The sequence below is a fragment of the Janthinobacterium sp. MP5059B genome (assembly GCF_001758645.1).
GTDB classification, from domain to species: Bacteria; Pseudomonadota; Gammaproteobacteria; order Burkholderiales; family Burkholderiaceae_D; genus Janthinobacterium; species Janthinobacterium lividum.
The window spans coordinates 43281-59027 of the sequence record NZ_LRHX01000007.1 but is presented as its reverse complement, the minus strand read 5'-3'; the positions used below and the strand labels follow the sequence as shown (position 1 = coordinate 59027).

The following is a 15747-nucleotide window of genomic DNA, read 5'->3' as shown; positions in this document are numbered from 1 at the left end:
GGGTACTGCTGAAAAATTTTATGTCTGTGGTGGTGTCGGGTTACGCGCGGAGCGCTAACCCGACCTATCCCGACCTGCCTGCTAATGGTTGTGGCGCGGCAGGGTCTGGCCCACGGCGCGGTATTTCAGCGCCAGCTCCATGCAGGCGCCCGTTTCCAGCTGGCCCACGCTGGCGCGGTAGATTTCCTGCCACGGCGTGGCGCTGTCGTTGACAGGCGGCGGCAGCGCCGTGGCGCGGCGCGCCAGTTCGTCAGCATCGACCAGCATGTCGCACCGGCCCGCGCTCAAGTCCACGCGGATGATGTCGCCCGTGCGCAGCAGCGCCAGGCCGCCACCCACGGCGCTTTCCGGCGACGCGTTCAGGATCGACGGGCTGTCCGAAGTGCCCGACTGGCGCCCGTCGCCCAGGGTCGGCAGATTCAAAATACCGGCCTTGAGGAGCGCATCGGGCGGCTGCATGTTGACCACTTCGGCCGAACCGGGCCAGCCCACGGGACCTGCGCCGCGCATGACCAGCATGCAGCTGTCGTCGATATTGAGCGCCGGGTCGTTGATGCGCGCGTGGTAATCGGCAGAACCGTCAAAGACGATGGCGCGCGCTTCGAACACGCCTTCGCTGCCGGGACGCGACAGGTAGCGCTCGCGGAAAGCGGGCGAGATCACGCTGGTCTTCATGATGGCAAAATCGAACAAGTTGCCCTGCAAGGCCATGAAACCGGCCTTTTCCTTCAATGGCGCGGCAAACGGGCGGATCATCTCGCGGTCAGCGCTTTCACGACCCGCCAGGTTTAGCGCCATGCTCTGGCCCGTGACGGTGGGCCGCTCGGTGTGCAGCAAGCCCGCCTGCTGCAGCTCCCACATCACGGCCGGCACGCCGCCGGCGCGGTGGAAGCGCTCGCCCAGGTATTTTCCGGCCGGCTGCATGTTCAACAGCAGCGGCACATCGTAGCCATGTTCCATCCAGTCGCTCGAATGCAATGCCACGCCAGCATGGCGCGCCATGGCCATCAGGTGCGGCTGGGCGTTGGTGGAGCCGCCGATGGCCGCGTTGACGATAATCGCGTCCAAAAACGCCTCGCGCGTGAGGATGCTCGACGGGCGCACGTCGTCATGCGCCATGCCGACGATGCGGCGCCCCGTTTCATAGGCGATCTGGCCCCGCTCGCGGTACGGCGCGGGGATGGCCGAGCAGCCCGTCAGGGACATGCCCAGCGCCTCGGCCAGCGCATTCATGGTCGATGCCGTGCCCATGGTGTTGCAGTGGCCGGCCGACGGCGCCGAAGCGGCTGCGATCTGCAGGAATTTGTCGTTGTCGATCAAGCCGGCGGACAGCTGGCGGCGGCCTTTCCAGATGGCGGCGCCGGAACCCACCAATTCACCGTCCATCCAGCCGTCGAGCATGGGGCCGCCCGACAGCACGATGGCGGGAATGTCCACCGTGGCGACGGCCATCAACTGGGCCGGCGTCGTCTTGTCGCAGCCCGTCGTCAGCACCACGGCGTCGATCGGGTAGCCATGCAGGATTTCCACCAGGCCCAGATATGCCAGGTTGCGGTCCAGCGCGGCCGTGGGACGGCGGCAGTTTTCAAAGATCGGATGCAGCGGGAATTCCATCGGGATGCCGCCCGCGTCGCGGATGCCGTCGCGCACACGCTGGGCCAGTTCCAGGTGAATGCGGTTGCACGGGCTGATATCGCTGCCGCTTTGCGCAATGCCGATGATGGGCCGGCCCGAACGCAGCTCCTCTGCCGTGATGCCGTAGTTCATGAAGCGCTCCAGGTACAGCGCCGTCATGTCGATATGGTCGGGATTGTCGAACCAGTCCTGCGAGCGGAAGCGCCGCGCCTGGGGTTGGGCGGGAATGCTCATGCGCCGTACCAGCCTGCGTCGACGTAGTATTCGCGTCCGGCGCACTTGGCCGCGTTGTCCGACGCGAGGAACAGCGCCAGCGCCGCCACGTCTTCCGGCTCCACGCGCAGTTGCAGGCATTGTCCCTGCAGGATCACGGCTTCCGCCTCCGGCGTATGCCACAGCCGCTCTTGGCGCGGCGTGCGCACGGCGCCGGGAATGATGCAATTGACGCGGATGCCGTCGACACCCAGGTCGCGCGCCAGGCCGCGCGTCAAGCCCTCGATGCCGGCTTTCGCCGTCATGTAGATCGACAGCCTCGCTTGCGCCAGGTGCCAGGAAATCGAACCCAGGTTGAGGATCACGCCGCCCCCCTTGGCGCGCATGGCCGGCGCCACTGCCTGAGCGCAGAAATACTGGTGGCGCAGGTTGACGGCGATGCGCTCGTCCCAGTAGGCGGGCGTGACGTCCTGCAACTGGTGGCGGTCGTCATTGGCCGCGTTGTTGATGAGGATATCCGTGGCGCCCGCGCTGTGTTCAATCTCGGCGAAGGTGGCGGCCAGGGCGCCCAGGTCCGTCAGGTCGCAATAACGGAACACGGGCGGCTGCGGCAGGTCGGCCAGCTTTTCCTGCAGCGCCAGCGACGCCTCGCGGGCGATATCGAGAAAGGTGACGTGGGCGCCCTGGCGCGCGAACGCTTCGACGATGGCCACGCCGATGCCGGTGCCGCCGCCCGTGATGACGACGCGCTGACCTGCCAGGCTGGGATAGATTGCATGTTGCATGGTGTCTCTCGTTATAGGAATTGGGAAATCAGATCAGGCCGCGCTGCGCCAGGCTCCGGTACAGCGCGCGCACGCCGAACGTCCAGGGGGCAATCGCATCGCAGCGCTGCACTTCGTTGACCAGCGCGCCCAGCGCGGCGCTGGCGATGGTGACGCGGTCGCCCAGGTGGTGCGTAAAGCCGCCGCCTTGCGCGCCGCGGTCCTTCACGGGCGAGAACATGGTCCCCAGGAACAGCATGAAACCGTCCGGGTACTGGTGGTACTGGCCTGCCGTCTGGCGCACCAGGTCCAGCGGGTCGCGGCTGATCTCGCGCATGAAGCTGGCGCCTTCGAGCACAAAGCCGTCGTCCGCGCCCTCGATCAGCAGCGACACTTCCGCCTGGCGCACGGTGTCGAGCGTGAAGTGTTCGTCGAACAGGCGGATGAAGGGGCCGATGGCGCAGGAACCGTTGTTGTCCTTGGCCTTGCCCAGCAAGAGGGCGCTGCGCCCTTCGATGTCGCGCAGGTTGACGTCGTTGCCCAAGGTCGCCCCCAGCACCTCGCCGCGGCTGTTGACGCCCAGGACGATCTCCGGCTCCGGGTTGTTCCAGGCGGACGATGGCAGCAAGCCCACCTGCGCGCCACAGCCCACCGACGACATCGGCTGCGCCTTGGTAAACACTTCCGCATCGGGGCCGATGCCCACTTCCATGTATTGCGACCAGGCGCCGCGCTGCTGCAACTGCTGTTTCAGGCGCTGCGCCGCGTCCGAGCCGGGCTTCAACGCCGACAAGTCGCCGCCCAGGGTCATTTGCAGTGCAGCGCGCAAGCTCGCCGCGCGCGCCGCGTCGCCGCCCGCCTGTTCCTCGATCACCCGTTCGAGCAGGCTGACGGCAAAGGTCACGCCGCAGGCCTTGACGGCCTGCAGGTCGCACGGCGCCAGCAGCAGCTCGCCTGCCGGTGCGGCCAGCGCCTGCTCCAGCAGGGCCTGCACGGAGCCAAGCGCGATTCCGGGTGCATGGCGGGCGATATCGAGCGCATCGCTGCGCTCGAACAGCTCGGCCACCGTCGCCACCGTCTGCGTGATGTCGACCACCTCGCCGCCACGCACGGCGACGACGCAGGGGCCGTCACGCCAGATGCGGCCGATGAGGAGAGCCTGCGCCAGGTCGGCGGGCAACAGGGAGGCGGGAGAAATCGGCTGCATGGCATGCTTTCAAAAGGTCGTGACGGGATTGCTGGTCTTCAAGTTCGGACCGATTCTGCGCGCCGCCCTGTGTCGCCGCAATTACGAAAATCACCAAATTGAATGATGATTATTGGTATTGCAGTGCACCAAAAAAAGCCGCCGACCGGCCCCCGTTTCCGCCCTGCCAGCAGGCGGGAAGGCGCGCAATGGCGCATTGCATCAATTGGCTTATCGATACCGTTTTGGATATCGCCAATGCGAAAAAAGTGATTGGTGAGGGATGGATGGACAAACTAGTATCAGCCGTGGCCTGCAATCGGCCATCCGCACGGAGCCCGCCCACTGGACGACGGCCCTGGCACATTCAACTATCGAAGACGGTGGAGACCTGAAATGAAAACAACAATGAAAATGCTGACCGCGAGCCTGGCGCTGGCCATCTCCGGCATGGCGGTAATACCCGTGGCAAGCGCCGCCGACAAGGGCGCGATCGGCATCTCGATGCCAACCAAGTCGTCCATGCGCTGGATCGCCGATGGCGACAACATGGTCAAGGTATTCAAGGAGCGCGGCTACAAGACGGACTTGCAGTTTGCGGACGACGATATCCCGAACCAGCTGGCACAGGTGGAAAACATGATCACCAAGGGCGCCAAGGTGCTGGTGATCGCCGCCATCGACGGCACCACCTTGTCGAACGTGCTGCAAAAGGCAGCCGACAAGGGCATCAAGGTCATCTCGTATGACCGTTTGATCCGCGGCACGAAAAACATCGATTACTACGCCACCTTCGACAACTTCCAGGTCGGCGTGCTGCAGGCGGGCTATATCGAATCGGCGTTGAAACTCAAGGAAGGCAAGGGTCCGTTCAACATTGAACTGTTCGGCGGCTCGGCCGACGACAACAACGCGCACTTCTTCTACAACGGCGCACTGTCGGTGCTGAAACCGTACATCGACAGCGGCAAGCTGGTGGTGCGCTCGAAGCAGATGGGCATGGAAAAGGTCGCCACCCTGCGCTGGGACGGCGCCGTGGCGCAGGCGCGCATGGACAACCTGCTCAGCGCCTACTACGGCAATGCGCGCGTCGACGCGGTGCTGTCGCCGTATGACGGCTTGAGCATCGGCATCCTGTCGTCGCTCAAGGGCGTCGGCTACGGCACGCCGAAACAGCCCTTCCCCGTCGTGACGGGCCAGGATGCGGAAATCCCGTCGGTGAAATCCATCATCCGCGGCGAACAGGCATCGACCGTGTTCAAGGACACGCGCGAACTGGCCAAGGTGACGGCGAACATGGTCGACGCGATGATGAGCGGCAAGACGCCGACCGTCAACGATACCAAGACCTATAACAACGGCGTGAAAGTCGTGCCGTCCTATCTGCTCAAACCCGTCACCGTCGACAAGGCGAACTGGAAGCAGGTGCTCGTCACCGGCAGCGGCTACTACACGGAAGCGCAAGTGAAATAAGCATCCAAGGTACTGAAGGCCCGGCGCTGCCGGGCCTTTCGCTTCATGCACGATCAAGAACAAGACTGCCGCACGACCGATGCCGACCAGCGCGGCCGTGCCAGAGAGGTTATATGACGAACACTATCCTGGAAATGCGCGGGATACGCAAAACATTCCCGGGCGTCGTTGCGCTCGACAATGTCAACCTGCGGGTACGCAGCGGCGAGATCCACGCCATCGTCGGCGAAAACGGCGCCGGCAAATCCACACTGATGAAAGTGCTGAGCGGCGTCTACGGCCATGGCAGCTATACGGGCGACATCGATTACATGGGCCAGACGCGGCACTTCCGCGGCATCAAGGACAGCGAAGAAATCGGCATCATCATCATCCACCAGGAACTGGCGCTGGTGCCCCAGTTGTCGATCGCCGAGAATATCTTCCTCGGCAACGAGCCGGCCCACATGGGCGTCATCGACTGGGAATACGCGCAAGCGAAGACACGCGAACTGCTGCACAAAGTCGGCCTGAAAGAGTCCCCGGACACCCTGATCACCAACCTGGGCGTGGGCAAGCAGCAGCTGATCGAAATCGCCAAGGCGCTGTGCAAGGACGTCAAGCTGCTGATCCTCGACGAGCCGACGGCCAGCCTGAACGAAAGCGACAGCGCGGCCCTGCTCGACCTGCTGCTGGGCCTGAAAGCCCAGGGCATCGCCTCGATCCTGATCTCGCACAAGCTCAATGAAATTTCACGGGTCGCCGATGCCATCACGGTGCTGCGCGACGGGAACACGGTCGACAGTTTCGACTGCCGCATCGAAGCCGTCAGCGAAGACCGCATCATCGAAAAAATGGTCGGGCGCGAGATGGCCGACCGCTATCCGCCGCGCACGCCCACCATCGGCGAGACCATTTTCGAAGTGCGCGAATGGCGCGTGTTCCATCCCGAGCATGCCGACCGCCCCGTCATCAAGGGCATCAACATGCATGCCAAAAAGGGCGAGATCATCGGCATCGCCGGCTTGATGGGCTCCGGGCGCACGGAACTGGCGATGAGCATTTTCGGCCGCGCCTACGGCCAGCGCATCAGCGGCACGGTGCTCAAGAATGGCCAGGAAATCGACGTCAGCACCATCGGCAAGGCGATCGCCCACGGCCTCGCGTATGTCACGGAAGACCGCAAGGGCCTGGGCCTGATCCTCGAGGAAGACATCCAGAAGAACACCAGCCTGGCCAACCTGGACGCGATTTCAAAGCACATGGTGATCGACGAGCAGCGTGAATTCGGCGTGGCCGAGGAGTTCCGCCGCAAGCTCAAGACCCGTTGCTCGAGCGTGGCGCAGAAGGTGGTCAACCTGTCCGGCGGCAACCAGCAGAAAGTGGTGCTGGCGAAATGGCTGTTTTCGCGCCCCGACATCCTGATCCTCGATGAACCGAGCCGCGGCATCGACGTGGGCGCCAAGTACGAGATCTACAGCATCATCAGCGAGCTGGCCGCCGAAGGCAAATGCATCATCATGATTTCCTCGGAAATGCCGGAATTGCTGGGCATGTGCGACCGGATCTATGTCATGAACGAAGGCCGCTTCGCGGCAGAACTGAGCGCGGCAGAAGCATCGCAGGAGCGAATCATGCGCGCGATCGTTACACACGGAGAAAACAATGGACAATAAATTGACAGCAGGCGCGCCAGCAACGCCAGCCGCGGCGCCGCAAGCGAAAAGCTATGCCGGCTTTTTGAAGAACAATATGCGCGACTACGGCATGCTGCTTTCCCTGATCGTCATCATGGGCTTTTTCCAGTACATGACCGACGGCACCCTGATGCAGCCGCTCAACCTGACCAACCTGGTGCTGCAAAACAGCTACATCGTCATCATGGCGCTGGGCATGCTGATGGTCATCGTGGCCGGCCATATCGATTTGTCCGTCGGCTCGGTGGTCGGCTTCGTCGGCGCGCTGGCGGCCGTCCTGATCGTCAACTACAACATGAATTTTGTCGCCGCCAGCATCATCTGCCTGCTGGCCGGCGCCGTCATCGGCGGCGCGCAAGGCTATTTTGTCGCCTTCTTTAAAATCCCGTCCTTCATCGTCACCCTGGCCGGCATGCTGGTGTTCAAGGGCCTGACCCTGGCCCTGCTGGCGGGCCAGTCGGTCGGCCCCTTCCCGGAAGGCTTCCAGATGCTCAGTTCGGGCTTCCTGCCCGACCCGTTCGGCGGCGAAAACCTGCGCGGCCTGTCATTGCTGCTGGGCGTGATCGCCGCCGCGGCGCTGATTATCACCTCGCTGCGCAGCCGCGCCAAGCAACTGAAGCACGGCATGGAAAACGAACCGCGCGCCTTCTTCCTGCTGAAAAACGCCATCTTCGCCGCCGTGATGGTGTATTTCAGCTACCTGCTGGCGTCGTACCGCGGCTTTCCCAACGTGCTGGCCGTGATGTCGCTGCTCATCGTCGCCTACACCTTCATTACCAACCGCACCGTGCTGGGCCGGCGCGTATATGCCGTGGGCGGCAACGAGAAGGCGGCGCGCCTGTCCGGCATCAAGACGGAGCGGGTCAGCTTCTACACCTTCGTCAACATGGGCATGCTGGCCGCGCTGGCCGGCCTGATCTTCGCGGCGCGCCTGAACACGGCAACGCCAAAGGCCGGCACGGGTTTCGAGCTGGACGTGATCGCCGCCTGCTTCATCGGCGGCGCCTCGGCTTCGGGCGGCGTGGGCAAGGTGATGGGGGCCGTGATCGGCGCCTTCATCATGGGCGTGATGAACAACGGCATGTCCATCATGGGCATCGGCATCGACTACCAGCAGGTGATCAAGGGCCTGGTGCTGCTGGCGGCCGTCTTCATCGACGTGATCAACAAGAACAAGTAGATCGGTTCGAGCCTTAGGGGGCTCTGGCCGGCGCTTGCGCCGGCCTTTTTCATTGATATCCTCATGTGGAAGCCAGGCGCGCCGCCCTGTCACCCCACCACGCCGCTTCCTCGAACACGGAAAAGCCCGACAGATCGGCATGCGCGAACAGGATGGCGCCATCGTGCTCGCGCAGCGCCTTCAAGCCCGCATTGCTGCGAAAGCCGGGCAAGGGCGCGGCCATGGCGTGGCCGCGCACGGTGATGTCGACCCGTTCGACGCAGCTGGCAAAATCGCGTCCATATGCCGTCTTCAAATCGACGCTGGCCAGCGCCAGCAATTCCTCGGGAGTGGCTACATCTAACCACTTGCGCGCTTCCTGCGGCGTGCGGTCGGACAGGGCCACATAGGCGCTGAAGACGGTTTTCTCGGGCGGACGCACGCGGATATCCTGGTGCGTGGAAACGACATAGCCGAGGCCCGGTTCCTGGTACACCACGTTGTCCCAGCATAGGGGCGCATGCGGCAGTTCGTCGGGAAAGCGTTTCAGTAAAAAATTCGCCACCAGCCACGGCGCATACGCGGGCGTATCGCGCTGCGCGTCAAAGCCATACTCGGCGATATTGTTTACCACGCGCGCGGCCACGAACAAAGGCATGGCGCAGATGGCCTTGCGCGCCTTGACCAGGTAGGTGCGCGGCTGGCCATCGACCAGTTCCAGGCACAGCGCTTCCACGCCCTTGTCCGTCGTCCGCACGGAAACCACCGTGCCCGCATGACGCTTGACACCTGAGGCCTGCTCCATGGCCGTGGCGACCGGTTGCATGCCGCCCGGCCAGGTCAGCCACGCGCCATTGCCGGCATTGGCCGCCTGTCCCCAGCGGCTGCAGTAGTAATGCAGGCCCGCCCAGGCCGAGACCTGGTCGTAGCGCGTGCCGTAGTCGTCGCGGCAGCAGTAATTCAAATACCAGTGCAGGGTGGGCGAGGTATAGCCTTCGCGCTCCATCCACTGCTTCAAGGTGATGGTGTCGAGCGCCTGCCAGGCCGGGTCTTGCGAAGACTCCACGGTAGGGAAAACGAAGACGCGCTTGCCATCGTTGCCATGCGCCTGGCGCAGGCGCCGCACGTCGGCAAAGAAGCGCTCGTGCTGCGCCAGTTCTTCGGCGGAAACGCCTTCGGTGGGAATGAAGCCATCCTGCCAGTGACCGTTGAACAACAGGCGCTCTTCCGGCGCGTGCAGGATGTAGCGCTCGTCATAAGTCGGCTTTTCCGCCTGCGGATCGCGCTGGATGATCCCCAAATCGAACAGGATCTCGCGCACATGGGTCGATTCGGGCGAAGGCAGCGGCAGGTAATGGCCGCCGGTCGGATAGGCCAGGTCGCCGAACTGCCCGCCGGCCGCGTTGCCATACGGCTGCGGCCCATCGATCATGAGGAAATCCTTGTGCCCCAGTTTATTCAAGCGCCAGGCCGCCGTCAGGCCGGCGATGCCGGAGCCGAGGATGGCGACATCCGTGGTGACGGTTGCCGAAGGCGCCGGCAGCGCCGTGCGCTCGCGCAGCAGCTTGCGCAAGTAATGCCCCTCGCTGCGGCCCGGATACAGCACCTTGGGCGTGATTTCCTGCCAGCGCAGATACGCGGCGATGCTGCCGATGCCAGCGGCTGCCGCTGCCGTGCCGCCGGCGGCCCACAGCATGAAGGAGCGGCGCTGCATCAGCGGATCACCCGGTTCCAGTCCTGCTCGAATTCATGCACGAGCGACTGGGTATTCAAGCGATTCGGCGCCATGGGCAGCGGCTGCATGTCGGGCGGGAAGATGAACATCTCGCGCGTGGTGTCCGCATTCAGGTAGCGCATCGGCAGGCGATAGCTGGTGGGCGGTTTATAGTCGAGCTGGGGCGAGGCCAGGATAAAACCCCATTCGCCGAACGAGGGCACGTAGGCGTGATAGGGCCAGGTGCGCATGCCCACTTCGCGCAGGGTCGAATTGATGGTCCAGTAGGCGTGCGGCGCAAAGAATGGCGACGTCGATTGCACCACCATCAGGCCCTTGGCCGCCAGGTGCTTTTTCACCAGGTCGTAGAACGGCACCGAATACAGTTTGCCAAGCGCGAAGCTGGACGGGTCGGGGAAATCGACGATGGCCGCGTCGAACATGTCGCCGTTGTTGCGCAGCCAGACGGCGGCATCGGCATTGACGACCGTAACCCGCTTGTCCGAGAACGAATTGTTATTCAGCTTTGCCAGTTCCGGGCGCGTGGTAAACGCGGCCGTCATGGCCGGGTCGAGGTCGACGACGGTGACGTGTTCGATCTGTGGATAACGCAGGATTTCGCGCAGGGCCAGGCCATCGCCGCCACCCAGCACCAGCACCCGTCGCGCCCACGGCAACGCTTCCAGCACGGGGTGCACTAGCGCTTCGTGGTAGCGGTACTCGTCGCGCGAGGAAAACTGCAGGTTGCCATTGATGTACAGCCGCGTATCGTCCTTCCAGCGCGTGATCACCAGGCGCTGGTAGGGCGTGGTGGTGGAATACACGATCTGGTCGCCGAACAGGCCGTGTTCGCCCCAGGCCACCATGCGGTCCGACATGGCAAAGCCGGCGATCAGCAACAGCATCACGGCACAGGCGCGCAGCAAACGTCCTGTGAGATTTTTCAGCTCAGCGCGGAACACATAAATGCTCCACAGGCCCACGCCCACATTGAGCATGCCGAACAGGAAGCCCGTGCGCACCAGGCCCAGGTACGGCGACAGCACCAGCGGGAACAGCAGGGACACGGCCAGCGCGCCCAGGTAATCGAATGTCAGCACGCGGCTGACCAGTTCAGAAAATTCCGTCTGGCGCGTGTTCAGGGCGCGCATCACCAGCGGCACTTCCATGCCGACCAGTGCGCCGATCAGGAACACCATCACATACAATAAGGTGCGAAATGGCGCGGCCATCCACGAAAAGGTCATGAACAGGATGGCCGCCGACAGGCCACCGATCAAGCCCACGGCCAGTTCGATGTCGACGAAGCGCGAAAGCACGTCGTCGTCCTTTACATACTTGGAAAAGTGAGCGCCCACACCCATCGCGAACAGGTAGCAGCCAATGATGGTGGAAAACTGCAGGATGGAGTCGCCGAGCAGGTAGCTGGACATGGCGCCGGCAATCAGCTCATACGCTAGGCCGCAGGAAGCGACCACGAAGACGGACAAAATCAGAATCTTTTTGTTCATTGGACTTTTTTTGTTCTAATATGCGTTGACGTTATCAAATACTCATTGTGAGGAATGCCGTGCCCGCCATCCTAAACTATCTGATCCATCTTTTACTGGCCGCCGGGCTGCTGATTGTATTTTTTATCATCTACACGCGCGTCACGCCGTATAACGAAGTGCTGCTGATTCGCCAGGGCAACCAGGCAGCGGCCCTGTCGCTGGGCGGCGCCATGCTGGGCTTTTCCGCCACCATCGCCTCGTCCCTGATGCACACGGCCGACTACCAGCAGTTCTTCGCCTGGGCCTTTGGCGCCATGGTGGTGCAATTGCTCGCCTATGTGGTCACCACGCGCCTGCTGCGCATGTCGAAAGACCAGATCGAATCGAACAACAGCGCCTTCGGCGGCCTGCTGGCCGCCATTTCCCTGTCGATCGGCGCCATCAACGCCGCCTGCATTTCCTGACGTTTTACCTCATTCAAGGACACCATCATGAGCCTCGGCAGCTTTATCAAGAAGCAGTTTATCGACGTACTGCAGTGGAACGAAGAAACGGAAGGCGTACTGGCCTGGCGTTTTCCCATGCAGGATTTCGAGATCCAGAACGGCGCCATCCTGAATGTGCGCGAATCGCAGGTGGCCGTCTTCGTCAATGAAGGCAAGATCGCCGATGTCTTCGGTCCCGGCACGCACAAGCTGACGACGCAGACCTTGCCGTTGCTGACCAACCTGAAAAACTGGGACAAGCTGTTCGATTCGCCCTTCAAGTCGGACGTGTATTACTTCAGCACCCGCGTGCAGACGGGCCGCAAATGGGGCACGCCGCAGCCGATCACCATCCGCGACAAGGATTTCGACATGATCCGCGTGCGCGCCTTCGGCATGTACTCGTACCGCATCGCCGACGCCCGCACCTTCTTCACCGAGATCAGCGGCACGCGCGAAGTCTATACGCGCGACGAAGTGGAAGATCAATTGCGCGGCATTCTGATGTCGAGCATGGCCAGCTCACTGGGCGGCGCGAATGTCCCCTTCCTCGACATGGCGGCCAACCAGGCGCTGATGGCGCAAGAGGTCAAGGATGGCCTGGCGCAGGCCTTTGCACGCTATGGCGTGGGTCTCGATGAATTCAATGTGGCCAGCATCAGCCTGCCCGAGGAATTGCAGGCGGCGCTGGACGAGCGCATCTCGGCCGGCATGAAGGGCGGCCTGGGCGCCGACAAGATGAGCGGCTTTACGAAATTCCAGGTGGCCAATGCGATCCCGCTGGCGGCGCAGAACGAAGGCGGCATGGCCGGCATCGGCGCGGGACTGGGTGCCGGGCTGTCGATCGGCCAGGTGATGGCGCAAAGCATGGGCGGTGCGCTGCAGCAGCCGGCGCCTGCCCCGGCCGCGCCGCCTGCGGCGCCACCGGCCCCCGTGGAAGAACCGATCGAGGCGCGCCTGGAAAAACTCAAGGGCTTGCTCGACAAGGGGCTCATCTCGCCGGCCGACTACGACGGCGCCAAGGCTGAACTGCTGAAAAAACTGATCGGCTAAGCGCGACTGCATGCAAACTGTTTCCTGTCCCAGCTGCGGCGCGGAAGTCCACTTCCGCTCGCACGCTTCCGTACTCGCCGTGTGCGAATACTGCCACAGCACCATCCTCAAGGACGCCGATTCCGTCAAGGACGTGGGCAAGATGTCGGCCGTCCTGGAAGACTATTCGCCGATCCAGATCGGCACGGCCGGCGTGCACGATGGCGTGCACTTCACCGTCGTCGGCCGCATCCAGCAGCGCTACAGCGCCGGCACGTGGAACGAGTGGTATCTGCTGTTCGACGACGCCAGCACGGCGTGGCTGGGCGACTCGTCCGGCCTGTACACGCTGACGCGCGTACGCAGCACGCAAGACGCCCTGCCCGCCTTTGCCGAGCTGACGCCGGGCAGGCGCTACACGATCTGCGGCGAACCGTACACGGCGGCCGAGATCCGCAGCGCCGAATGCATCGCCGGCCAGGGAGAATTGCCGTTCAAGGTGGGCGCCGGCTGGCGCATCCAAGTGGCGGACTTCCGCAACTACGCCAGCTTTGTCACGCTCGACTACACGGATGGCCCGCAACCCGTCGTCTACCAGGGCGTTGCCGTCACCCTGGAGGGCTTGCAGTGCCAGCTGCTGCGCGACGACGACGCCATCGCCAGGAGCGCTGGCAAGTACCGCGGCAAGCTCGACGCGCTCGACTGCCCGTCCTGCGGCAGCGGCATCGGCTATGTACCCGGCGCGGCGGCGCAGCTGGTGTGTCCCGCCTGCCATGCGCAGCTCGACGCCAGCGGCCCGGAAGCGCAGGTGCTGGCCATCGGCAAGCAGGTGCACGACAACGCCGACATCACGCTGGAGCTGGGCGCCAGCGCGAAGATCAGCAATGTGGACTTCACGGTGATCGGCATGATGCGCCGCGCCGACGACGAAGGCAGCGAGTGGAATGAATACCTGCTGTACAACGCGCGCGCCGGCTTCTTCTGGCTGGTGGAGACGGACGATGGCTGGTCGCGCTCGAACGTGCTGCCGAACTGGCCCAACTGGGCGTCGCTGGACGCCGATACCTGCACGCTCGATGGCGCCACCTACCGCAAACTGTATGACTACGGCTCACAGGTCGTGTATGCGGCGGGCGCCTTCAACTGGAAGGTGGCCGTCGGCGACAGCACGCGCGTGTTTGAGTTCGAGCAGGGGCAGACCAAGCTGGCGGCGGAGCTCACCGGCGAGGAAATGACCTGGTCGCGCTCCGTACCCGTCGCCTATGACCAGATGGCCGCCTGGTTCGGCAGCGCCTTCCATGGCGGCGCCAAAGTGCAGAATATCCAGCTGAGCCATCGCGGCATCGCCAAGGTCTTCATCATCATCGTGCTGGTCTTGAATGCGATTCCCATGTTTGTCTCGTTCTCCAGCACCTTGATGTGGAGTTTGCTGGGCTGCCTGGCGCTGTTCCTGCCTGCCGCTTTTCTCGACAAGAATGCAAAGAATCCCCCATGAGTAAATACGTGATCTATGCCCTGATGGTGACCTTCAGTGTCACGGCCGCCAACTGGGTGCGCATGTTCAAGGTGGCCGGCAGCAGCAGCGGCAGCAGCTGGAGTTCGCGCACGGGCAGCGGCGGCGGCAGCTATGGCGGCGGCTCCAGCGGCGGCAGCCACAAATAGGCATGGCAGCCACACCGCATCTGCCCCTGGGCACCCACTTGCTGGCCGATTTGTCGGGCATCGCGCCGGCACGCCTGCGCGACGGCGCCACGCTCGAGCGCCTGCTGCGCGACGCTGCCATCACGGCTGGCGCGCAGGTGCTGCACAGCCATTTCCACAGCTTTGGCGCCGGCCAGGGCGTCACCGGCGTGGTGCTGCTGGCTGAATCGCACATCTCCATCCACACCTGGCCGGAATGCAGCTTTGCCGCCGTCGATATCTTCATGTGCGGCGCGGCCCGGCCGCAACTGGCGCTCGATGCCATCAAGGATGCCTTGCAGGCGGCGCACTGCCAGCTGCAATCCGTGCGGCGCGCGCCGCCCGAGCAAGCCTAGCGTCGCTGGTGGATCGCGTGGGGATCGCTTACACTGTCGGCTCATTCCCCCTACCGTGACTCCCATGCGCCGTTCCGCCCTCCTTGCCCTGCCCCTGCTGCTGCTGGTTTCCGCCTGCGATGACTACACGGCGCCCAGCCTGTACCAGGCCACCACGCCCGAGTGCAAGACGTGGACGGAGGGCTCGCGCTTCGAGCTGCCGCGCGGTATCAGCGTGTATGCCACGCCACCCGTCACGCTGAAGGAAGGCGGCACGGAGCTGGCACTGATTTTTACTTTACCCGTCGGCACGCAAGCCAGTTTTACGCGCCTGTCCTTCCTGCTGGAAGAGCCGAAACAGCAGCCGTTCGCCGAGGCGAAAGTGCTGACCATCTACCAGCGCGGCATGAACCAGAAGGCGGAAATCGTCGACGTCATCGAAAAGCTGCCCATCATGTTTGCCGCGTCGGCAACAGCAAAGAAACCCAGTGGCGGCTGCGCCTGCAACTGCCGCGCCAGCTGCCGCAGCGTTTCGACCTGTCCATGCCCGACATGCTCGTCGCCGGCAAGCGCTACCCGGTGCGCACGTTTACCTACCGCTATTTCCCCGAGCGCAGCGCTTACGGCATGTGCAGCTAATTCAACAATCGCACCAACAATGTGTCGGATTACGCCCTGCGGACTAATCCGACCTACGGCATGTGCAGCTGAGCCACACCTTCCATTGACGGCGGCGCGCGCCGCTGGCACACTGGCGTTTTCCATCACACCTCAGGAGTAGACAACATGCGCCATTCGGATACTGCCGTGCTGTCGGCTGCCTGATCACTGTTTTCCCCGCTAACTCCCTTAGCACGCCCTTCCCCATACGCGTGATCGCGTAGCCGACTTCCCTCTTCTTT

General features: G+C 63.4%; 14 protein-coding genes. 9 read left to right on the top strand and 5 right to left on the bottom strand.

The window, feature by feature from the left end; all coding sequences use genetic code 11:
• Positions 1-81: 81 nt before the first annotated feature.
• From JAB1_RS10730 to JAB1_RS10720, 3 genes are read right to left on the bottom strand one after another with little or no spacing between them, the layout of a single operon-like run.
• Positions 82-1869, bottom strand: a complete 1788-nt coding sequence (locus JAB1_RS10730; protein WP_070279938.1) for an IlvD/Edd family dehydratase — start codon at positions 1867-1869, stop codon at positions 82-84.
• Positions 1866-2633, bottom strand: a complete 768-nt coding sequence (locus JAB1_RS10725; RefSeq protein WP_034783816.1) for an SDR family oxidoreductase — start codon at positions 2631-2633, stop codon at positions 1866-1868. The genes JAB1_RS10730 and JAB1_RS10725 overlap by 4 nt, the downstream gene beginning before the upstream one ends.
• Positions 2634-2661: 28 nt before the next feature.
• On the bottom strand, positions 2662-3819 hold the full coding sequence (locus JAB1_RS10720) for a fumarylacetoacetate hydrolase family protein (RefSeq protein WP_070279937.1): 1158 nt from the start codon (positions 3817-3819) through the stop codon (positions 2662-2664).
• 375 nt (positions 3820-4194) lie between these two features.
• Here JAB1_RS10720 and chvE point away from each other — a divergent pair, with 375 nt between their 5' ends.
• The 3 genes from chvE to mmsB all read left to right on the top strand — a co-directional run bounded on the left by chvE (position 4195) and on the right by mmsB (position 8127).
• Entirely contained in the window at positions 4195-5271 is a 1077-nt protein-coding gene (gene chvE, locus JAB1_RS10715; protein WP_070279936.1) for a multiple monosaccharide ABC transporter substrate-binding protein, read from the top strand.
• 113 nt (positions 5272-5384) lie between these two features.
• Positions 5385-6926: a multiple monosaccharide ABC transporter ATP-binding protein gene (gene mmsA, locus JAB1_RS10710; RefSeq protein WP_070279935.1), complete on the top strand. Its 1542-nt coding sequence runs from the start codon at positions 5385-5387 to the stop codon at positions 6924-6926.
• Entirely contained in the window at positions 6916-8127 is a 1212-nt protein-coding gene (mmsB, locus tag JAB1_RS10705; RefSeq protein WP_034783824.1) for a multiple monosaccharide ABC transporter permease, read from the top strand. Before mmsA ends, mmsB begins: the two co-directional genes overlap by 11 nt.
• A 61-nt stretch (positions 8128-8188) precedes the next feature.
• On the opposite strand, the gene JAB1_RS10700 is transcribed toward mmsB, so the two are convergent.
• Positions 8189-9820 carry an NAD(P)/FAD-dependent oxidoreductase gene (locus JAB1_RS10700; protein WP_070279934.1) on the bottom strand — a complete coding sequence of 544 codons (1632 nt, stop codon included), beginning with the start codon at positions 9818-9820 and terminating at the stop codon, positions 8189-8191.
• Entirely contained in the window at positions 9820-11331 is a 1512-nt protein-coding gene (locus tag JAB1_RS10695) for a polyamine aminopropyltransferase (protein WP_034783827.1), read from the bottom strand. The genes JAB1_RS10700 and JAB1_RS10695 overlap by 1 nt, the downstream gene beginning before the upstream one ends.
• Before the next feature lie 59 nt (positions 11332-11390).
• Between JAB1_RS10695 and JAB1_RS10690 the strand changes: the two genes are divergently transcribed.
• The 6 genes from JAB1_RS10690 (at position 11391) to JAB1_RS10670 (ending at position 15626) form a co-directional block, all read left to right on the top strand.
• Entirely contained in the window at positions 11391-11777 is a 387-nt protein-coding gene (locus JAB1_RS10690) for a DUF350 domain-containing protein (RefSeq protein WP_034783828.1), read from the top strand.
• Positions 11778-11804: 27 nt separating this feature from the next.
• Entirely contained in the window at positions 11805-12851 is a 1047-nt protein-coding gene (locus JAB1_RS10685) for an SPFH domain-containing protein (RefSeq protein ID WP_070279933.1), read from the top strand.
• 10 nt (positions 12852-12861) lie between these two features.
• Positions 12862-14325: a DUF4178 domain-containing protein gene (locus tag JAB1_RS10680; protein ID WP_070279932.1), complete on the top strand. Its 1464-nt coding sequence runs from the start codon at positions 12862-12864 to the stop codon at positions 14323-14325.
• A complete protein-coding gene (locus JAB1_RS29880; RefSeq protein WP_157814714.1) occupies positions 14322-14492 on the top strand; it encodes a hypothetical protein in 171 nt (56 codons plus the stop codon). Before JAB1_RS10680 ends, JAB1_RS29880 begins: the two co-directional genes overlap by 4 nt.
• A 2-nt stretch (positions 14493-14494) precedes the next feature.
• Positions 14495-14866: an adenosylmethionine decarboxylase gene (speD, locus tag JAB1_RS10675; RefSeq protein ID WP_070279931.1), complete on the top strand. Its 372-nt coding sequence runs from the start codon at positions 14495-14497 to the stop codon at positions 14864-14866.
• 64 nt (positions 14867-14930) lie between these two features.
• Entirely contained in the window at positions 14931-15626 is a 696-nt protein-coding gene (locus JAB1_RS10670; protein WP_254672050.1) for a hypothetical protein, read from the top strand.
• Positions 15627-15747 lie beyond the last annotated feature (121 nt).